At 35.6% G+C, this 21,199-nt stretch carries 17 protein-coding genes; 2 read left to right on the plus strand and 15 right to left on the minus strand.

What is annotated here, in order from left to right; all coding sequences use genetic code 11:
* Window positions 1–159 precede the first annotated feature (159 nt).
* From HBB17_RS06665 to ruvA, 13 genes are all read right to left on the minus strand, one after another.
* Entirely contained in the window at window positions 160–744 is a 585-nt protein-coding gene (locus HBB17_RS06665) for an AAA family ATPase (RefSeq protein ID WP_167956706.1), read from the minus strand.
* A 187-nt stretch (window positions 745–931) separates the two neighbouring features.
* On the minus strand, window positions 932–1,360 hold the full coding sequence (locus HBB17_RS06670) for an aspartate carbamoyltransferase regulatory subunit (protein ID WP_167956707.1): 429 nt from the start codon (window positions 1,358–1,360) through the stop codon (window positions 932–934).
* On the minus strand, window positions 1,354–2,274 hold the full coding sequence (gene pyrB / locus HBB17_RS06675) for an aspartate carbamoyltransferase (protein WP_167956708.1): 921 nt from the start codon (window positions 2,272–2,274) through the stop codon (window positions 1,354–1,356). Before pyrB ends, HBB17_RS06670 begins: the two co-directional genes overlap by 7 nt.
* Before the next feature lie 165 nt (window positions 2,275–2,439).
* Window positions 2,440–3,201: a hypothetical protein gene (locus HBB17_RS06680; protein WP_167956709.1), complete on the minus strand. Its 762-nt coding sequence runs from the start codon at window positions 3,199–3,201 to the stop codon at window positions 2,440–2,442.
* Window positions 3,170–4,069, minus strand: a complete 900-nt coding sequence (locus tag HBB17_RS06685) for an ATP-binding cassette domain-containing protein (RefSeq protein WP_167956710.1) — start codon at window positions 4,067–4,069, stop codon at window positions 3,170–3,172. The genes HBB17_RS06680 and HBB17_RS06685 overlap by 32 nt, the downstream gene beginning before the upstream one ends.
* A 14-nt stretch (window positions 4,070–4,083) precedes the next feature.
* A complete protein-coding gene (locus HBB17_RS06690) occupies window positions 4,084–5,628 on the minus strand; it encodes a phosphate--AMP phosphotransferase (protein ID WP_167956711.1) in 1,545 nt (514 codons plus the stop codon).
* A gap of 220 nt (window positions 5,629–5,848) precedes the next feature.
* On the minus strand, window positions 5,849–6,301 hold the full coding sequence (locus tag HBB17_RS06695) for an NUDIX hydrolase (protein WP_167956712.1): 453 nt from the start codon (window positions 6,299–6,301) through the stop codon (window positions 5,849–5,851).
* A gap of 176 nt (window positions 6,302–6,477) precedes the next feature.
* Window positions 6,478–8,220 carry a peptidoglycan D,D-transpeptidase FtsI family protein gene (locus HBB17_RS06700; RefSeq protein ID WP_330588173.1) on the minus strand — a complete coding sequence of 581 codons (1,743 nt, stop codon included), beginning with the start codon at window positions 8,218–8,220 and terminating at the stop codon, window positions 6,478–6,480.
* Window positions 8,221–8,255: 35 nt separating this feature from the next.
* Window positions 8,256–9,551, minus strand: a complete 1,296-nt coding sequence (locus HBB17_RS06705) for an FtsW/RodA/SpoVE family cell cycle protein (RefSeq protein ID WP_167956713.1) — start codon at window positions 9,549–9,551, stop codon at window positions 8,256–8,258.
* A gap of 8 nt (window positions 9,552–9,559) precedes the next feature.
* Complete coding sequence (locus HBB17_RS06710; RefSeq protein ID WP_167956714.1) at window positions 9,560–12,091, minus strand: U32 family peptidase; 2,532 nt, start codon at window positions 12,089–12,091, stop codon at window positions 9,560–9,562.
* A gap of 294 nt (window positions 12,092–12,385) precedes the next feature.
* A complete protein-coding gene (gene zapA, locus HBB17_RS06715) occupies window positions 12,386–12,796 on the minus strand; it encodes a cell division protein ZapA (protein ID WP_167956715.1) in 411 nt (136 codons plus the stop codon).
* Window positions 12,797–13,051: 255 nt separating this feature from the next.
* Window positions 13,052–14,053, minus strand: coding sequence for a Holliday junction branch migration DNA helicase RuvB (gene ruvB / locus HBB17_RS06720; RefSeq protein WP_167956716.1), 1,002 nt, complete (start codon window positions 14,051–14,053; stop codon window positions 13,052–13,054).
* Window positions 14,054–14,119: 66 nt separating this feature from the next.
* The gene (gene ruvA / locus HBB17_RS06725) at window positions 14,120–14,737 is read right to left on the minus strand and encodes a Holliday junction branch migration protein RuvA (protein ID WP_167956717.1); all 618 of its coding nucleotides are present in this window, start codon (window positions 14,735–14,737) and stop codon (window positions 14,120–14,122) included.
* A 502-nt stretch (window positions 14,738–15,239) separates the two neighbouring features.
* On the opposite strand from ruvA, the gene HBB17_RS06730 reads away from it, so the two are divergent.
* Both HBB17_RS06730 and HBB17_RS06735 read left to right on the plus strand, forming a co-directional pair.
* Window positions 15,240–16,352: a sensor histidine kinase gene (locus tag HBB17_RS06730; protein ID WP_238483691.1), complete on the plus strand. Its 1,113-nt coding sequence runs from the start codon at window positions 15,240–15,242 to the stop codon at window positions 16,350–16,352.
* Between the two features lies 1 nt (window position 16,353).
* Window positions 16,354–17,067, plus strand: a complete 714-nt coding sequence (locus HBB17_RS06735; protein WP_167956718.1) for a response regulator — start codon at window positions 16,354–16,356, stop codon at window positions 17,065–17,067.
* A gap of 240 nt (window positions 17,068–17,307) precedes the next feature.
* Here HBB17_RS06735 and pyk read toward each other — a convergent pair whose 3' ends face one another.
* Together pyk and secF are read right to left on the minus strand one after the other, a co-directional pair.
* On the minus strand, window positions 17,308–18,723 hold the full coding sequence (pyk, locus tag HBB17_RS06740; RefSeq protein ID WP_167956719.1) for a pyruvate kinase: 1,416 nt from the start codon (window positions 18,721–18,723) through the stop codon (window positions 17,308–17,310).
* Window positions 18,724–18,753: 30 nt separating this feature from the next.
* A complete protein-coding gene (secF, locus tag HBB17_RS06745; RefSeq protein ID WP_167956720.1) occupies window positions 18,754–20,919 on the minus strand; it encodes a protein translocase subunit SecF in 2,166 nt (721 codons plus the stop codon).
* Between the last annotated feature and the right edge of the window lie 280 nt (window positions 20,920–21,199).

The raw sequence follows: 21,199 nt of genomic DNA on the forward strand, positions 1-21,199 counted from the left end.
ATAACGCTAAAATATAAAAAAACAATCTTTTATGAATACCGTGTTAAGATACTGACATTACTCGTCAGTTCTTACACACATTCTTTCATAAAGATTGTTTTTTCTTTGTGAAAATGCAGTTCGTTCCCACCCTACATTCTTCACCTTTTACATGTTTCATTATTTTAGTAATTCTTCTTCCATTGCTTTCATAGATTCTGCAAATTCTTCATCACTAGAGTTATGGAAGATCAATAAATGATCAGTTGATCCTTCTTGCTGTAAAACTTCAGGTAAATTATAATCTCTAGTTGCTATGTACTCATCCCAATGTTCTAATTTCCATGTATCTCGATCCGAAGCTCGATCAATCATTCTTTGATGGCAAACCTCTACGTCTGTGTCTACCCAAACGACAACTAATTCTGCTCCATTATCATTTACTTGTTTTTTAAAATTTTGCATATACTGTAGATCATGGATTTCACGGGTAAATGGTGCATTAATCAATACCAGGTCTTCATACTCTAGTGCCTCTAATGCAAGATCAATAACGACCGTATATTCAACATTTCTAACATACGTTTCAAAGAAATCTGAGCTACGATTGATTTCTTGATTTGCAGCAATAAAAACCTGTTTTGACAAAGGAATTAGCGTATCTTTATCAAGATAAACAATATGCTTTAATGTTTTCGCTAATTGCTTTGAGATAAATGTTTTTCCACATGCTGGTGGCGAAGTTACAAGGATTAATTTTTTCATACGATACAGTTCCTTTCTCTGTTGTATATTCGAATCCTATGCGTATTCTTCCGTAATTAGACTTTTTTTTCTTTCGTTCAATCATTTTATGTGGAGATACAATAAAGTGACTCGTAATTTAAATAAATGTAAAAGGTCCCCCTATAAGAGGACCTCCTTGTCTTACATATTTGCTACAAAATCTAACTTATTTTTGTTCTTTAAAGGACTGCTCACAATAGACACATCGATAAATTCCTTTATCTTTGTTCGTTAATTTAAATGCGTGTGGTAGTTCTTGTTCGATTGAAGTAATACATCTTGGGTTCTTACATTTAATTATATTAACCACTTTTTCTGGTAATTGCAAGTTTTTCTTTTCAATTATAGAACCGTTTTCTATAATATTGACGGTAATGTTATGATCCAATACACCTAACATGTCCAAATCGATATCAACATTTCCCTCAATCTTAATGATATCTTTCTTTCCCATCTTGTTACTCTTGGCATTCTTAATTATTGCAACACTACAGTCCATTTTTTCTAGATTTAGATAGGAATAGATATCCATTGCCACGCCTGCCTTAATATGATCAATTACGATACCTGTTGTTAATCCTCCGATATTTAGCATCCTGACACCTCCAACAATTTCATGATCAAAGCCATACGAACATATACACCATACTCTGCTTGTTTAAAATAAACTGCTCTAGAATCATTATCTACTTCTGTAGAAATCTCATTAACTCGAGGTAATGGGTGCATGACTAACATATCCTCTTTTGCCAGTTCCATCTTTTTTGCATCTAGTATAAAACTATCTTTTAATCGAATATAATCTTCTTCATTAAAGAAGCGTTCTTTTTGTACTCTAGTCATGTATAGTATATCTAACTCTGGCATTACATTTTCCAAGACTTTAACTTCCTTATACGGAATATGGTTCTCTTCAATCACTTCTTTACGTAGATAATCAGGAACACGCAACTCATCTGGGGAGATCAACACGAATTTGACACCTGGATACCGTACCAATGCATTAATCAAAGAATGTACCGTTCTACCAAACTTAAGATCCCCGCAAAAGCCAACTGTAATATTATCAAGGCGACCTTTCAGATTTTTGATCGTTAATAGATCTGTTAATGTCTGTGTTGGGTGGTTATGGCCTCCATCACCTGCATTGATCACAGGAATTTTGGAATACTGGGCTGCCACCAGTGGTGCACCTTCCTTCGGATGACGCATTGCACAGATATCTGCATAGCTAGAGATTACTCGGATTGTATCTGCTACACTTTCACCCTTTGCAGCCGAGCTCGAATCGGCAGAAGAAAAACCAAGTACACCACCACCTAGATTCATCATTGCAGCTTCGAAACTAAGTCGTGTTCGTGTACTTGGTTCATAAAATAACGTCGCGATTTTTTTACCATTGCAAACATTGGAGTATCTCTTCGGCTCAGCGATAATCTTCTCAGCCAATGTCAAGATCTCCTCAAGTTCAGTAACCGATAAGTCAAGGGGACTAATTAAATGTTTCATATGCACCTCCAAAAGAATATATGTTTAACATCTCTTTACTCAACGATATATTGTACTCGATTCCTTTGGTTTTTTCAAGTGTCAAATCCATTTCCTAACGTTCCCCTAACCCCCCATTTCCTTTAAACGCAACTACATAATCTAATTTTAATAGAATCATGAAAGTTACTTATCTTTTTTATTAGTACTTGTTATAGCATATAGCCTCCATGGTTTACACATCAGTAATAAATAGCATGCTGCATAACTGCAACAATACACAACACCTTTTCCCAATCCCCAAAATGCAGAAATTGATACATACTCCTGCTTATTCACCTGCTTCGCCACAGAACTAATTGGCGGCAAAAGGAAACTAATGATGCGAAATGCAGGAAAATCTTCAATTACTTGTCCTTGTACAATTGCAAGTATTGTTACGATAACAAGAATGCATATCTGAAATTTTCGATCTGGTAATATGGTAGAATTAAGTATAAGACCAACAAACATACCCAATAACGAAAAGATAACATTCAATAATAATCCAAGAATCGCATCATTGAATACAGGTGCACGATCAAACAAGCCCGAAAAGCCGAAATAATATCTAAAAAATGGATAGATTGTGCTAATGAGAGAGAATACCACTATAATTCTTGTTAAAACGAAAATCTTACTTATGTAAAGATAGGATCGTCTCGTAGGTCCTACTTTCATAAGCATAATTTGTTCTAACACTTCATCTTCTGAATCACAATAGGAGACACTAATTACGGTCATTAAAACGAATAGATAGATTGCTTGAACAACCAAAGAGGGAAGTACTTTTTGTGGTCCAACACTATATGCGATTCCAAAAAAAGCAAAGTAAGCAATTAACGGTAAAATAATTCGATTTGATTTCAAGTAATTTTTATTTCCCAGTCTCATACAAGCTCGTAACATAGTGATAATCCTCCTCTCTTCCAAAAGCATGATAATCTAGGATGGTCAATCCCTCTTTTATTAATTGCAATAAGATTTTCTGCGATTGCTCTTTTTTACAGATTATCCTAGTTTGGTTGCTTTCTTTATGTACTTCTATTGCCAAACCTTCCAATTTCCAAATTTTTTGTAATTCTTCACATGCACCGATAATTTCAATCATTACACAATTGGTATAATTTAATATACTACTTTTCTTTTCTCTCCATATGCCATTATTAATCTCATAAACCTGATCTGCTAACTCACTTACAAAGAATGGTTCATGACATGCAAGTAGAATGGTTATCCCCTCTTGTTTTCGTTTCTTTATCTCTTCCATAAAAAATTGTTGCGATCCAAGATCTTGTCCTGATAATGGTTCATCCATTAATAGCAAATCGGATTTCCCCATCAAAGCCTGTATAACGGAAACTTTCTGCAACGAACCTTTTGATAAATATTTTAGTGGTGTACGAGTCATATCCTTCATATGAAACCTTGTATAATAGTATTCTCTTCGTTTCTTACTAGCCTCTTCATCAATTCCATCAAGAACTGCCAGTTCACAAAGCAGTTCTTCGATGGTAATATTTAGTTTTGGAAATCGATCAGGAACATAATTCATTTGAATATTTTTCTCATACTTAACCGATCCCTTTGTTGGTTTTTGTATACCTGCAATAATTTTTAATAACGTACTTTTACCTGTCCCATTAGCTCCAAGAAATGCTATGGTTTTTCCTCTTTTTATGGTTATATTCGTATGATCAAAAAGATTATGTTGATTAAATCGCATGGACAGATCCTCGATTTTAATAATATCTTCTTCATTTCCTTGAATCCCCATATCTATTCCTCCTCTCAAGTTAACCGCTTTTCTAACGCGTGAATGATTGTCTCTAATACTTTTACTCTTGCATATCGTTTTGAATTCCCTTCGATTACGGTCCATGGTGCATACGTAGTTGATGTCTTCACTAACATCTCATCCACAGCTTCTACGTAATCATCCCATCGTTCTCGATTTCTCCAATCTTCTTCTGTAATCTTCCATGATTTTGCAGGATTCTGTTGTCTATCCAGGAATCGTTTTTCCTGCTCATCTTTATCAATGTGCATCCAGAACTTTATGATCTCTGCACCAAAATTACGCAGATGCTCCTCCATCTCATTGATCTCGTGGTACGCCCGCTTCCATTCCGCCTTCGTACAAAATCCTTCCACTCGTTCTACAAGCACTCTACCATACCATGTGCGATCGTAGATTGCCATATGGCCTTCTTTTGGAAATGTTTGATAAAACCTCCACAGGTAATGATGTGCCTTCTCTACATCGTTTGGTGCACTGATCGGAATCACTTTATATCCCCGTGGATCCAGATATTTTGTAACCCGTTTGATGGCACCACCTTTCCCAGCAGCATCCCAGCCCTCAAAGGCAAGAATCACCGGTACTTTTTTCGACCTCATCTCGTTATGCAGAAGCGACAATTTACATTCTAACTGTTTTATTCTGCACTTATATTCTTCTTTCGACAATTTCTTTGTCAAATCAATTCCAGCTAAAACTGGGGTTTTAATATCATCGATGAGTTCCGTCTGATTCACGCATACGATAGGAGTTTCTAACTGATTTCCCATTCGTGTTACATGATGTAACTCTTTTGCACTCTCTTTATGCGCGAGTAATTCTTCTTCCAATCTTGCCACTACTGTTTTCATGATTTTGCATTTTGCATAATGAAAATCCATCGCTTCAACAATGGTCCAAGGTGCATTCTGTGTATCTGTATTTTCAAGCATCTCATTATTCATCTTTAAATATTTTTCATAGTGTTGATTTTGTCTAATATCTCTTTTTTTAACACGCCATCTCGTTTCTTTTCGGGCTTGTAACTTGTGAAATCTCTTCTTTTGTTCCTCTTTTGTGATATATAAAAAGAACTTTATCAGAACCATTCCATCATCTGTCAGTAATTGTTCAAAATGTACAATGTCATCAAATGCACATTCGATTTCTTCTTTTGTAGCAATCTGATCAATACGATCATTTAAAACCCTACGATACCAACTTCGATCAAAGATCGCTATCCTACCTTTCGCTGGTAATTTGCTAAAAAAACGACACAGATATGGTCTTTGTTTCTCTTCTTTCGTTGGTCGTTGTATGGAATATACTTGAAATCCTCTGGGATCAAGTGCCTGAATCAGCTGATTGATCATTGTTCCTTTCCCAGAGGCACCAAATCCTTCAAATAGAATTGTAATTGGTATTCCTTCTTCTTTGCATACCCGTTGTAGATAGGAAAGACGGGAAGATAATTGTTCCTGTCTCTCTTTTGCTTCTTTTTTATCTTTTTTATCTTTTTTATCTATTCTCTTATTCAAATCTACTTTTTCTAACACCCGTCATTCCTCTTTATCATGATAATTATAGACTCCATGTAGGAACATCTATATAATAAAAGGATTAACAGATTAAGGAAAACTATACGTATTATTCATTATTCCTCGTATTAACAATACGATCTTCCTTTATCTTAAAAAATAAATGAAACAACCTAAGAAAGAAGCACGAATGGAATAAATTCTTAACCATTAGCTGCCAAATTCTCAGGTTGTTTACTTAGAAATATTTTTTATTTCCCCATAAATTACTCTTTTTCAAATCGACATATTCATTATATGCTTTCTCTAAAATCTGCTTTTCATTGGAAAACTTCAGTAAATGATATGCTTCATGAAATTTGTAATATCCTGAATCCATAAAATACTCTTCACGTTGTGGTTTACTATAATAACTATCGGACATCATCAAATACCAATGTACATCCTTCGAAACCATGTCCGTTGGAGTGTTAAATGTATATTGACTTTTTCCTACATACTTGATTATGTTCGTATCGACTCCGGTCTCCTCTTTTACCTCACGGATTGCTGTTTCCTTGTACTCTTCGCCTTCCTCTACCGTACCTTTTGGTAAAACCCAACCTTCATACTTGTTTTTATAGTTTTTATACAGTAATAAGATCTTTCCTCTGAATATAACCACACCGCCACAGCTCGTTGCTTCTATCATCGCAATTCCTCCTGTACTATGGTGTGTCTTGTCCTAGAAATAGTATACCTCTTTTTTTTGTGATTTTCAACCAAAACATGAAGAGAATCTTGTTACTAATTACGAATCTTGTTGCTATTCGCCTCTTAAGTAATAAATACTCTGTTGAATATTACCAATGAACATCCTTTTCTATATTATCTACTGAAATATGTGTCCATTATCTTCTTTGCAATTGGAACTGCATAATCACTACCAGTTCCTGCACCTTCTACAATGATGCTTACCGCTATTTCTGGATTATCCGCTGGAGCAAAACCAACAAACCAGGCATGGGATGAACTTCCAGAATCAAATTCTGCAGATCCCGTTTTCCCTGCAGCCTGATATTTCTTACCAGAAAGTTTGTAAGCAGTTCCATTATTCACAACATCAATCATCATATCTGCTAATACATCTGCTTCTTTAGAAGACATAAGACTTCCGTAAGTGGAAGGCATATTCTTACTAACCACATCTCCCACATAATTCTCAATATGGTCAACCACATATGGCTTCATTAACGTGCCTCCATTTGCTATTGCACTAACAAGTAACGCATTGTGAATTGGTGTAATCAATGTATTTCCTTGTCCGATTGCCGTTTGAGCAACTAATTGATCACTTGAAGAGGTGTCCAAGGTATAGGAACTCTTTTTGTACGGAAATGGTAACGGTAAATCCATATTAAACAATAGAGAATCACACGTGTTTAACCAAGCTGTTTTACTAAGTTTCGTTCCAATTGATGCAAATGTTGCATTACAGGATTTTGCGAATGCTGTTTTAAGATCAAGATGACCATGCACCTTGTTATTATAGCATTTGATCTTCATATCGTTGATGGTTATGCTTCCATCACATGTGTATTCAAATTTCTTATATTTTTCATTCTCCCGCATATACTCCAAAGCGGTTACAATCTTAAATGTTGATCCTGGTGGGTATAATCCTTGGGTTGCACGATTTATCAAAGCGGAATTTTTCTCACTATCTTCAATCAAATCTTCCCATATAGACGTAACCCGATTGGGGTCATAGTCTGGTTTAGAAACCATTGCTAATATTTTTCCTGTACTTGGTTCCATTACAACAACAGCACCTTTATGGTTACCAAGGGCATTATAAGCAACTTTTTGTAACTCCACATCTAAAGTTGTTACAATATTATCCCCTACATTTTTCTTTTCCGACAGTTCATTAACAATTTTTTCAATCGGATTTGCGTTGGAAGTAAGCAAATTGAAGTTTTCGGATAACTCTATTCCCGTCTTTCCCTTATCAAAGCGACCAACTACATGGACGAATAAATCTTTGTATGGATATACCCGTTTGCTATTCCCTTCATCATCTTCGACTGTCTGTGCAAGTACTTCTCCATTCTTTCCAAGAATCTGTCCTCGTATGACACGTTCTGCCAACAAATCCTGTCTTTTATTATAGGTATTATTAATCACTGTTTTGCTGTCTGCAAAGAGAAAATGCGTATAATTCGCCAATAATAAAACAAAAAGACCAATAAAGATATACGTTACAACAAGAATTTCCCGATTTGCACCACGTTTTCTTTCCATCGGTTGTGGTTCTTCTGTCGTTTGCATCTTTCGTACAGACACCTTTACATTTCTATTATCCTGCTTTGCTACATTCTGTTCTTTCCGATTTTGTCTCTTTTGATTTTGTTTGTTGGAAGTATACCGTTTCTGGCTTTGCCTTCCTTGCGTTGTGTTCGCTTCCCCATTTTCTTCTGATGAAAAGATTCCTTCATCTTCCAAAGATTTCTTCAGATAACTACTGTAATCCTCATCCATAAAACCATCTGTGGAATAAGCTCGTGTGCTTTTCCTTTTATCATTCGCACTTATCTTTTTATTCTGCTTCTTTTTTCCTGAACCAATCACTCTTATCAACCTCGTTTATCAAATTCACTATAGCATCATTTGTTTCGAACATACAGTCCTTGTATGATGCAGAAGATTATGATGGTACTTAACACAGAACTACCTCCATAACTGATCAATGGTAACGTTACACCCGTACTAGGTATGAATTTGGTCACCCCACCAATGGTAAGGAATATTTGAAATCCATATACAATCCCTAATCCCAGTGCAGTTAATTTATAAAAATTACGTTTCATCTTCATTGCAATATTAATAAACATAATAAAACAGCTTAAGCAAATAAGAACGATACAAAAAGCGACGATTCCACCAAATTCTTCTGAAATAGCAGAAAAGACAAAATCACTTTCAACAACAGGAATACTGCTAGGTAACCCTTTTCCCAGTCCTAATCCAAACCAGCCACCTGTACCAATTGCAAATAATGACTGTGTAATTTGGTACCCTTCCTTATCAATATGCCCCCATGGATCCTTCCATGCCATAACACGTACACGAACATGACTGAATAGTTTATATGCAACTGCAGCAGCAACACTTCCACCACCTAGCCCAGCAAATAGATACAACGGATTGTGGGAAGCTACATAAATCATCATCAGATACGTAATAAAAAAAATCAAAGCACCTCCAAGGTCTTTTTCCAATACCAGTAAGATTACATGCGCTCCAGCCAAAACGGATACTTTCATAATCTGACGGAAATCATAATTTCTTGATAGCAAAGAGGCAATAAAGAATACATACAGTATCTTTACAAATTCTGATGGTTGTACCCCCACTCCTCCAAAATACAGCCAGTTTGTTGCACCATACTGCGTTCGACCAAAGACCAATACTACAAGCAATAGACCAATACCTACTACAGCATATAGAAGTCCCAGATTTTCCAATTGCTTTGCTTTATCAATGATCAATGGCACAATCAAACAAACCATGAGGGAAACACTTGCAATTATAAATTGCTTAATCGCCAAGGATATAGACAACCTCGTTAACATGACAAAGCTGAACATCAAAAGCATCAACATGTTATTCAGTACCAAGCGCGATAAATTCCGATAGACAACCTTATACACCGATAATACAATTGCAAAAAATGCGATCTGAAACATATACAAGATGAGCAATTGCATATTCTTCGTCTCCAAAAACAAAACTAAATAGCATATAAAATGAATTACATATAGCAATGCGATCTGCTTATTAAATTTCTTTGCCTGTCTCTTCCTATCACTACTGCGAAATACGGTAAAACAGTACAACGTATAGATTGTTAATAAGATAATGATGATGTATCTTGCTAATTCAATTACTAAATTCTCCATGTGACCACCTATTCAATTCCCCGATTAAAGTGCCCTTTGGTAAAGGAACCTTCTCTGTTTTTTTCATTATCAATGGATTTTCTATTATTTGATTTCCCATCAGAATTCTGTTTTATACACAAGGATAGAATTTCTCTCACCTGTTCAGCAGTCTCCATTGTAAAATCTATCCGTACTCGTTTCGGTTTTAATTTTTTAATCTCTTCCATCTGGCTTAGCAAATATAAAGCAGACCCATTGTAGATGGTATTATAGCAATATCTGCAATGTCTACGAACATAGAATCGGTTTTGTTTCGTATCACGCATTTCGTAATATGGATTTTCCTGCTCTTGTTTTCTCAGCCCTTGTGTATGTTTCACGCAACCAATGGTGCTATTTCGTAAGCATTGCGCTGATACCATGAGGGTAATATGTCCATACACGATCATATCTGATTCCGAGAGATCAAGTTCCGATAATTCTTTATACGTCAGCTCCAAGGAAGAAGTAAAATGGGTTACCCCTTGCTCATGGAAAAATGCTTTTGATTCTTCATTAAGTGTATATAAGTTAGAATCGAGTACTAGGTCAAACGAACGTGTAAATTTAACCTTTTCTTGAATTTGTTTCATGTATGCAAGTTCCTCTAAGTTCTTGATTATTACACCATCAATCTTTTCTATAAGATCTTCTGTAAAATAATCCTTAAACTTATCCTTTGTCTCTTCTCGGAATATAGCTGGAAGTACAAGATAGCAAAGAATATTTTTGTTATGAATCATCTGTGCACTACGTATGAATTCTGATTTACTAATTTCATCACAATTAAGATAAACAGCTTCAATCTCATCATATGCCAAAACAGCTCCTAATAAACGTGTATCTTCGAGATGTACACAAATACCAGGCATACCATATGAATTTTCTTTCCTTTGCTTTCTATTCTGTACATTTATTTCTGCGAACTGAATCTTGTTATTTTGCTTTTCTCTTCGATATGCACCCCAAACTTTTTCTGTCAGTGTTTGAACCGCTTCTCTTCGCAATTCATTTAGCTGACCATTTGGTATAAACAAACCATCTTCTAAATCAATTTCAAAAGAAGTAATACAAAAAGAAGTCGTATTAAGTTTTGACAATTGTTTGATTACTTGGTCTTTCGTTGCACTTTGCTTCTGTGCAACCATTGGAATTTCTCCTTCAACCATAATTTCATAGCTTTTTTTACGGTCTGTATATGCAAAGAGCAATCGCATCGGTTCATCTTTTCTTGCTAAGAACCTTGCCCTGATCGGCTCTTTTCTCTGCTTCTCCATATAATTTTCCTGTATGGAATCAAGCAATTGCTGGTTTTTGATTCGATATACTTGTTGTCCTACAAAAATTGGTGATTTTGCAAAAAAGTTCGTTCGAATGACACTCCCACGAGAAGCTCCATCCTTTAGCGTGAATTCATAACTTTCTCTCGCTTTTGCTATGGTATTACTCTTTCGTATCTCTAATAGGTCTTGTGCATGTACATCTTCTATCAATTGAATACCTGCATTATTTCCTTTTATATTCACTACTTCTCCCACAAGAACACCGCTATGATTCGGTCTAGTTAAAGACATCATGTCTTTCCCATTGTGATTTACATAATACCCTTTCGTGAAATTGCCACGATTGTAGAGATCCATTAAATCCTTTTGATCTCGTTCTAATTCATCCATATGGCGTTCTATATAAGATTGGTATTCCTTTTTCCCAAACTTTTGATAAAGATCCACGTATTTTCTATATAAATGTGCTGCGAGTGCTGTATATTCTGGTCGCTTCATTCTTCCTTCAATCTTAAAAGAATCGATTCCACACTCCACCAAATCTGGAATTATAGATAAAGTACACATATCCTTAGGACTTAAGAGGTAATTCTCTTTTCCTTTTGTCAGTTTTTCTCCACCTATATACAAATCATATGGCATTCTACAGGGTTGAGCACAACGCCCACGATTTCCACTTCTTCCACCAATCATACTACTCATGAGACATTGTCCTGAATAGCAATAGCATAGTGCTCCGTGCACAAATGACTCAATTTCCAAGTCTGTATTCTCTCGTATGGTGCGGATTTCTTCTAAGCTTAATTCTCTCGATGTAACTAATCTGGTCACTCCATAATCTTTTAATACATTGGCACCAGCTGCCCCAGTCAATGTCATCTGTGTACTTGCATGTAATGGCAGATCGGGAAAATTAGCATGTAGAAAATGTAACACACCATAATCCTGTACAATGGCCGCATCCAAACCTTGTTCATAAAACTTTACCATATACTGATACAGTTGATTTTTCAATTCTTCTTCTTTTAATAAGGTATTCACAGTAAGATATAACGCCTTATTATGGACATGTGCATAATCAATAGCCTCCATCATCTGTTCCTCTGTCAGGTTATTCGCATATGCCCTTGCACCGAATAAACTTCCTCCTATATAAACCGCATCACAAGAAGCTGTTACTGCTGCTTTTAAGCCTTCATACGATCCTGCTGGTGCAAGTATCTCAATATCTCTCATGTGTCAATCCTTTCTAATCTCTCTAATCGTTCTAATCTAGCCAAAGTCTCAAAGAACCTTTCTCTTTTGAAGTAATAAAGGAAAGCACACAAAAGGCAAAATGTGTCAACTTACTTTCCACAACTTGCTTCTTTCGTGCGCTTTCCTTATCCATATGAAATTCTTCAATTGCTCTGTGTATTCTGCTTCATGTACATGATTATACATTCTTACATATAGCTTCACATACATCTTTACATTCACCTAATCTTTACCAATTAAACGTTACTCTCATAAAACTTTACTAATAACAGATTACTTTTTGTTCTTGTCTTCTAATTCTGTCTGTAACTTAATTATCGTCTTTTGCGCTTCATTGTATTCATTTTGCAATTTTTCATAATCTTTTTGTACTGATTCTAATTTTGTTTTTGCAGCAATTACTTCATGTTTAAGGTCAAATAATTCATTTCCCTTCATATCGGCTTCTTCATTCATTTCTTGAACCTGGCTTATCGCTTTAAAATAATCATCTGCAATATTAATCTGCATTAAAATGTTACGCATATCTACATCAAGTTTATTATAACTATCCATCAGCTTGAATTCCGTATACTTTGTATTAATATAAGAGGCTATCTTCTGTAGATAATCTCCGCTTTCATAACCACTTAATGTGTATCTCTTATTATTAATAATAACTTCTACATCATTCATCGTATTCATTCCATTCGCCCCTTAGATATTCTAAACACATAACCGTGTCATTTACAATGTATTATGAAGATACAACAGATAAAAGGTCATACTTTAAAGCCCACGAAACATGAGAAAATGCCCTTATAGGGCGAATCCCGAATGTTCTTGTATTGCTATAGCACACCGTGTTTAACAATACGAAGTATCAAGAGCGACAAAATACATTTGACACTTTAATCATAATACACTCTAATTATAGTTGTTTCTTCCTAAAATGACAAGTTATTTCTGTTTTTGCTCTAATCCAAAGTGTTTATAGCATAAATCCGTTACCATTCGTCCCCTTGGGGTACGCATGATCAAACCATTTTGGATTAGATATGGCTCATAGACATCCTCGATTGTACCAGAGTCTTCTCCAATTGCAGCCGCAATGGTATCTAATCCAACAGGGCCTCCTGCAAACTTATCCATCATTGTATATAGAATCTCTCTGTCTATATGATCCAATCCTAATTTGTCTACTTCAAGTAAATCCAACGCAAAATTGGCTACTTCCTTCGTAATCTTACCGTCATACTTAACCTGAGCAAAATCTCTTACCCTCTTTAATAATCGGTTTGCTAAACGAGGCGTTCCGCGGGAACGTCTTGCCATCTCCATTGCACCTTCTTCATCAATTTCAACTTTAAAGACACCTGCTGATCGTAAAATTATCGCTTTCAGTTCTTCATTCGTATAGAATTCCAGACGATTAACGACTCCAAAACGATCTCGCAAAGGCGCTGTCAACATTCCGGCTCTCGTCGTTGCTCCAACAAGGGTGAATTTGGGGAGATCTAATCGTATGGAGCGTGCAGAAGCACCTTTTCCAATTACAATATCAATTGCAAAATCCTCCATTGCAGGATATAAGACTTCCTCAACTTGACGGTTCAAACGATGAATCTCATCTACGAACAAAAGATCCCCTTCTTGCAAATTATTCAGTATAGCAGCCATTTCACCTGGTTTTTCAATTGCTGGGCCAGACGTTACTTTCAAATTGACATCCATTTCGTTCGCAATGATTCCCGCTAATGTAGTCTTACCTAATCCAGGTGGACCATAGAATAATACATGATCCAGTGCTTCTTTTCTCTGTTTTGCTGCTTCAATATAGATTTTCAGATTATCCTTTGCTTTTTGCTGACCAATATAATCCTTTAATAGTTTTGGACGCAGACTATTCTCAATCTTATAATCTTCTTCCATCAACTCAGTTGAAATGATTCGTTTCTCCATGATCTTCCTCCGACTTTTTTCCGCTAACATTAAGCTTTTTTTCCGTTTTTAGCATATTTCCCATTCCTACAAAAAGGAAATCTTCTTCAAACTAAGTTTAAGGATATCTTCTGTGTCCATTTCTGGGGTTATATCGATTCCTCTTACTGCTTTTAGTGCTTCTGTATTACTGTATCCCAATGCAACCAACGCTTGAATAGCCTCATTCTTTGCATTCGTTTCTGTGGATGCTTCTTTTCCTTCCACGGAAGTTTTGGATAACTTCTGTTCAAATGCATCTTCTAATTTTAATTTATCCTTTAACTCTAAGATTAGTTTACTTGCTGTTTTTGCTCCAATTCCTGGTGCTTTGGCGATTGCTTTTGCATCATCTGCCAAAACTGCAAATCGAAGATCATCTGGTGTGATTGTTGAAAGGATACCTAATGCACCTTTTGGACCAATCCCATTTACTGTAATTAATAATTTAAATACCTGTAAATCATCTCTGGATAAAAAGCCATACAAAGCAAGAATATCCTCTCTCACATACAGATATGTATAGATCTTTACCTCTTCTCCGGTAGAAGGCAATTCATTCATTACAGACAAAGGTACTTTAATATCATATCCTATACCATTACATGCAACAACTATTCCATCTTCATATATACTATCCAATTCACCTTTGATAAACGATATCATTCTTCAATTCCTTCCTATTCTCTTGTCCTATATTAAATTATTATACTGGCTACCCGTACGAAAAGCAAGTAATTACGCATTTTTATCGAATATCTGTTCGTATAATTTTATACTATTTTCTTGTTTTAAAATATGTTAAAATAACGTTAAGGAAGCCTAAAATCTGTTTTCAAGAGAAATTATTTTTGCTATGATACTTTCAACAATTGAAATTGGTATTGCTAGCCAAACAATTGTTTTACGGTCCTAATGATGAGTCCTTCAAATCTTAGAAACGTAAGCCTCTCTACACACGTAGCACGAATTTGAATCCCTTACAAATTCGTGCTATTGATTTTTGTAGATCTATTTATACGTAACATGCCGATATGTTGTACATTTTAGCTCCAATTCTATAGCAACATATAAAGCTTAACAGGAATCAACTATTAATGGATTATCGCATATGTTATTTCTATCGAGGAAACAGATTTTACGTGCCTGATTTACAGGAGGAAATACTATGCTAAAATTCAAAACAAACATACACATGCAAACATTATTTGGTTTTTTATTGAAATTACGTCATAAGATGAATGATCTAACATATACCATTATACTAATGATTGTATCTACGCTTGTTGCTTTTCTGTTTTTCTTTTTAACAGGAAAACAATCATCTAATATCATATTACTCTACATATTAGCTTTGATCTTAACAGCTCGATACACCAATGGTTATCTATATGGGATCTGCTCTTCTCTAATCTATGTTATCATGGTAAATTGTTTTTTTACGTATCCTTATTTTCGTGTTAACTTCACGATTACCGGATATCCAATTTCATTTATAATAATGTTAGCGATTGCATTAACAACCAGTGCTGCCACTTCTCATCTACGTATTCAAGCAAGACTTTTGGCGGAACGGGAAGAAATGCTTCAAAAGGCAGATAAAGAAAAAATGCGGGCCAATTTGTTACGAGCAATCTCTCATGATTTAAGAACGCCGCTAACAAGTATTATTGGAACTTCCGCTACCTATCTCGAAAGTACTTCACTTTCAGAAGAAGAACGTACGATTTTATTACAACACATATACGATGATTCTACCTGGTTATTGCATATGGTAGAGAATTTACTCTCTGTTACACGTATCCAAGATACAGAAACGAAGGTCAAAAAAACGGAAGAGGCTGTAGAAGAAGTTCTTGCAGAAGCCATTGAACGGTTTAAGAAACGACAACCTGAAGCAAAGCTCGTAGTAAACATACCAGACGAGTTTATTATGGTTCCCATGGATCCTTTACTTGTAGAACAAGTAATCATGAATCTGCTAGAGAATGCTTGGTTTCATTCTCATAGTAAGCAGCCAACTAAATTATATATTACAAATGAAGCCGAATGTGTTTCTTTCCATGTTCGTGATTATGGAATTGGTTTGCCAGAAAAAAAACTATCCACCGTTTTTGATGGTAAGGCTACTTCAACTACGCAGAATGTAGATGGGCACCGTGGAATGGGTATTGGCTTATCTATATGTAAAACGATCATTGAAGCTCATAAAGGAACAATTTATGCGGTTAATTGTAACCCTGGACTCGAATTTGTATTTACATTACCAAAGGAGGAATAACATGAATGCTAAATTCACAGTCTTAATTATAGAAGATGAGGAAAACATAGCTAGTTTTATTAAGAACACCTTACAAAATCATTCATATCGAGTTTTATTGGCCTATACTGGACAGCAAGGGCTCGATATTATTAATTCCCAATGCCCTGATATTATCTTACTAGATCTTGGTTTACCTGATATGAACGGAACAGAGATTATTAAAAGTGTACGTACTTGGTCTAGTAACCCAATCGTTGTTGTTTCAGCTCGAACGCAAGAATACGAAAAAGTGGAAGCCTTGGAACTTGGCGCAGACGACTATATCACTAAGCCATTTGGCACCAATGAGTTAATTGCCAGAATCCGAACTTCTCTTCGACACAGTAACCGTTTGCTCAATGATTCTCCACTCTATAAACGACCTTATCAATATGGTGATTTACACATTGATTTCAGCAAACGTCAAGTGTTGATTAATGGACAAGAGATTCATCTTACACCAGTTGAATATAAGATTGTATCTTATTTGGCTCAGAACTCAGGAAAAGTAGTCACCCACTCTTCTCTTATGACTTATGTTTGGGGACCATACACCGATACAGATAATAAGATTCTTCGTGTTAATATGGCAAACATTCGAAGAAAACTAGAAAAGAATCCAGCCGAGCCCATCTATATCTATACTGAAGTTGGTATCGGTTATCGTATGAAAGAAGACGAATATAACGCATAAGAACAAAGTGTACTTCGCACAGTCAGCTTTAACTGACATCTACCTTATGTGCGAGTGCACATCCCCCGAAGGGTTTCTATATAGGAAAGTCCTCCGACTCTCCTATTATAGAACAAATAAAGGACATCTGCTGGGTCATTAAGCAGATGCCCTTTTATTTTATTTTAATATCCGCACAGAAAATTCAAAAATTATACTTTTAGCTAGAATAGCTAGAACAAATTCTAAAAATTCTAATTCTTATACAACTTCAACCTTTATCATATTCGTTGTACCAGATTTTCCAATTGGTACACCTGAAGTGATAACAATTACATCCCCATTTGATAGATATCCTTGTTGCTTTGTCGTTGAGATTGCATAATCAAATAATTCAAATACTTCACTCTTTTCTTGTAATAATACTGGTTCAATTCCCCAAGACAGGTTCAACTGACGGCATACCCGTTCTTCCGTTGTACAACCGATTATATTGCAAGATGGACGATATCTTGAAATCATACGAGCAGAACGTCCCGATTTGGTTACAGTTACAATTGCTTTGGCATTCAAATCCAATGCGGTCGTACAAGTTGCATGACAAATTGCATCCGTAATATCCGGATTTGCTTTTCGATTCTTATTAAAGAATCGTTTTCTAAAATCAATATCTGATTCCGTTTTCAATGCAATACGAATCATGGTTTGCAAAGCTTCAACGGGATAACTACCTGCAGCTGTTTCTCCAGACAACATAATTGCACTGGTCCCATCATAGATTGCATTAGCTACATCGGTAGTCTCTGCCCTTGTTGGTCTAGGATTCTTCATCATTGAATCCAACATCTGTGTTGCTGTAATAACTTGTTTACCTGATTCATACACTTTACGAATGATCATCTTCTGAATTACTGGCACTTCTTCTAGAGGAATCTCAACACCCATATCTCCTCTAGCAATCATGATTCCATCAGAAACTTGAATGATATCGTCAATATTTTCAACACCTTCTTGATTTTCAATCTTGGCTATGATATTGATCTTTTCTCCCTGGTTTTCTGCAAGCAATGTACGTATCTGATTGATATCTTCAGCTGAACGAACAAAGGAAGCGGCAATAAAATCAACTTGCTGCTTAATACCATATAAGATATCCTCCCGATCCTTCTTGCTTAAATATGGCATGGAAAGATGTTCATCTGGAACATTTACACCTTTTTTACTTGATATATAGCCATCATTCATTATTTTACATATAATATCTTTACCATCAAGACCAATAACTTGTGTCTCAATCAATCCATCATCAAACAAGATATGAGAACCAATTTGAATATCCTTATACAAATCCTTGTATGTGATACTAACACCTTCACTAGTACCTACTTTATCTTCCTGATAAAGTCGAAATGTTTGACCAGTTTGAAGAAATACTTTCTTTTCTTCAAAATCCTTTAATCGTATCTCTGGTCCTTTTGTATCCAATAGCATTGCTACTGGTTTTCCTTGTTCTTTCCTTATTCTACGTAGACGTTCCATTCTCCCACCATGCTCTTCGTAATCACCATGTGAGAAATTAAACCTTGCTACATTCATTCCTTCCCGAACTAATGCTTCCATTATGTCTGGTTGATCTGTCGATGGTCCCATTGTACAGATAATTTTTGTTTTTCTCATGCTGTCTGCCTCCCTAGATTCTATAACTGTTTACGATACTGTTTTCTTGTTCTTCTTTAATTGCCACATACACCAAACAATACTTGCAATGCAAATAGAGGAATAGCAACCACTGATCAAACCAAAGAACATTGGTAATGCAAATTCTGTAATAGCAGATATACGGAACATACCTGCTGCTACCAATATGATTAATATACATAAACCTGTTGTAACTGATGTATTGACAGAACGTCTTAAAGTCTGTGATATACTTTCATTGACAAGCGCAATAAAACTAATCTTTGGATTTGCTTTTGCATTTTCACGGATTCTATCATACAGTACGATGGTATCATTAATGGAGTAACCAATAATAGTCAAGGTAACTGCTACAAAAGAATCATTTAGTGGAATCTTAAATACAACAAATGCAAAAAATACGATCAAAACATCATGAAGCAAAGCTAACATTCCTGTCAAACCTGCTGCTAATCCGTGAATTGTTGAGAAACGGATCCATACGTAAATGATGATAAACACAAAAGCCAAAACAATTGCGATTCCCGCATCTTTCAAAGCTTGTTTACCAATGTAAGGTTCTACTGCATAGGTCTCTTCCAGTTCTGCCTGATAGGTCGTATGTAAGATTTCTGTAATCTCCTTTTGTTCTTCTGGTGAGATACCTGTTGTTCCAGCCAAAGTAACTACTACTTGTTTTTCATGGTTTTGACGATTATCTGATACTTGAATGGTGACTGGTCTGTCTGTAACTTGATTAATCGTCTTTTCGATTGCTTCTGTATCTCCTTCTTCTTCAACCGAATAGGTTAATACAACACCACCAGTAAACTGTGTATCTAATTTAATACCATTAATAAAGCAACCAATAATACCAATTAGTAATAAGGCAGCTGAGATCAGAGCAAATTTCTTTCTGTTCTCGAAAAACAATTTTACTGTTGTTTCTTTTCTACGTATAAAATATTTCTCTTTATTATATTTTCTATATTCTAATATACCTACTAATAAATGTTTGGAAACACTAACACCAACAAGAAGGTTAAAGATCATACCCATCAATAAAGTGTATCCAAAACTTAGCATGGAACCTGACCCGAAGATCATCAAAATAATTGCTACGATTGCTGTTGTAAGATTACCGTCTAATACAGAAGAGAATGCATTCTTATAACCATTCTTTACTGCTGTACGAATCGTTAAACCTTTCTTAATCTCATCTGCAATACGTTCAGAAATAATAATGTTCGTATCAACTGCCATTCCTAAGGATAGGATAATACCCGCAATACCAGTAAGTGTTAACGTATACTGTGGTACGGATACAGACAGTAACTGCAATGCCATCTGAAGAACCAATGTCAGACAAGCGATAATTCCAGGCAATTTATATTGCAATATCATAAATACACAGATAACAACAAATGCTATTGCACCTGCATAGATCATAATCTGTAATGCATGACTACCTAATGATGGACTAATCGTACTAAAGTTACTTGTTTTTAAAGAAAAAGGCAATGCACCAGCATTGATCTTATCTGCTAATTCCTTGGCAGCTTTATAGGATTCCATATTGTCGATTGAAGCATTACCACCACTGATCTTTGCTTGCACTTGTGGGTTTGATATCTGTTCTTCATCCATATAGATGCCCATGTTCTGTCCAACTAAATCTCCTGTAGCCTTTTCAAACAATTCGGCACCTTTTGTATCGAATGTTAGATGTACCATATACTGTGTTCCCACACCAGATGTATCTTGTCCAGGTTCAGCTTTTAAAACATTCTTTCCTTCTAACAGAACATTACCATCTGGATCACGAAATGTTAATTTCGCCATCTCACCTAATTCTGCAATTGCTTCCTCTGGATTAAAATCTGTCTCCCCAGATTTCCAAGGGAAACGTACAATAATATATCCGCCCTTTTTGTCAACGGTAACTTCACGGTCTGCAATATTTTTGGAATCTAATCTTGTTTCTATGATCGTCCTAGCTGAATCTAATTCAGAGGATGATGGTTTTCGATCTATTCCATCGGCTTCAAATACAACCTCTACGCCTCCTCGTATATCAATACCATAACGCATCTGAGTGATTGGCTTTACAGCATCACCAATTCCAACAACTGCGATAATGACAAATGCAAGGATAACTCCCATAAGAATTATCATATTTCTCTTGTTCTTTTTCACTTTTCTGTCCTCCATCCTGATAACTTACCGTGTGATTCACGCACTTCAATTGGTTTATTTTACACACTTCTATCGCAGTATCCATTGTATCATAATCTACTTTTTCTATACGCTAAGATATTGCTAAGTTTCCTTGTTTTCCCTTCTGTTGCCACAAAATTTTTCCCACTTCCATTTCTTCGTTTCCTATTTTCAATTATTTTGTTCTGTGATAAGATGTTAGTAGAGTGTAAAGTCTGTTATTATATTTCATTTCATACAACTTGTAATAAGGACTTTT

The sequence above is a fragment of the Anaerosporobacter faecicola genome, assembly GCF_012070565.1.
GTDB lineage: Bacteria > Bacillota > Clostridia > Lachnospirales > Lachnospiraceae > Anaerosporobacter > Anaerosporobacter faecicola.

What these genes read in the sequence shown, in the direction of transcription:
- HBB17_RS06735 (WP_167956718.1), top strand. Translation starts at nt 16,354, where the DNA reads ATGAATGCTAAATTCACAGTCTTAATTATAGAAGATGAGGAAAACATA.
- HBB17_RS06670 (WP_167956707.1), bottom strand. Translation starts at nt 1,360, where the DNA reads ATGCTAAATATCGGAGGATTAACAACAGGTATCGTAATTGATCATATT.
- pyk (WP_167956719.1), bottom strand. Translation starts at nt 18,723, where the DNA reads ATGAGAAAAACAAAAATTATCTGTACAATGGGACCATCGACAGATCAA.
- HBB17_RS06685 (WP_167956710.1), bottom strand. Translation starts at nt 4,069, where the DNA reads ATGGGGATTCAAGGAAATGAAGAAGATATTATTAAAATCGAGGATCTG.
- ruvA (WP_167956717.1), bottom strand. Translation starts at nt 14,737, where the DNA reads ATGATATCGTTTATCAAAGGTGAATTGGATAGTATATATGAAGATGGA.
- HBB17_RS06665 (WP_167956706.1), bottom strand. Translation starts at nt 744, where the DNA reads ATGAAAAAATTAATCCTTGTAACTTCGCCACCAGCATGTGGAAAAACA.
- HBB17_RS06680 (WP_167956709.1), bottom strand. Translation starts at nt 3,201, where the DNA reads ATGTTACGAGCTTGTATGAGACTGGGAAATAAAAATTACTTGAAATCA.
- HBB17_RS06710 (WP_167956714.1), bottom strand. Translation starts at nt 12,091, where the DNA reads ATGAGAGATATTGAGATACTTGCACCAGCAGGATCGTATGAAGGCTTA.
- HBB17_RS06695 (WP_167956712.1), bottom strand. Translation starts at nt 6,301, where the DNA reads ATGATAGAAGCAACGAGCTGTGGCGGTGTGGTTATATTCAGAGGAAAG.
- ruvB (WP_167956716.1), bottom strand. Translation starts at nt 14,053, where the DNA reads ATGGAGAAACGAATCATTTCAACTGAGTTGATGGAAGAAGATTATAAG.
- HBB17_RS06705 (WP_167956713.1), bottom strand. Translation starts at nt 9,551, where the DNA reads ATGGAGAATTTAGTAATTGAATTAGCAAGATACATCATCATTATCTTA.
- HBB17_RS06730 (WP_238483691.1), top strand. Translation starts at nt 15,240, where the DNA reads ATGCTAAAATTCAAAACAAACATACACATGCAAACATTATTTGGTTTT.
- zapA (WP_167956715.1), bottom strand. Translation starts at nt 12,796, where the DNA reads ATGAATACGATGAATGATGTAGAAGTTATTATTAATAATAAGAGATAC.
- pyrB (WP_167956708.1), bottom strand. Translation starts at nt 2,274, where the DNA reads ATGAAACATTTAATTAGTCCCCTTGACTTATCGGTTACTGAACTTGAG.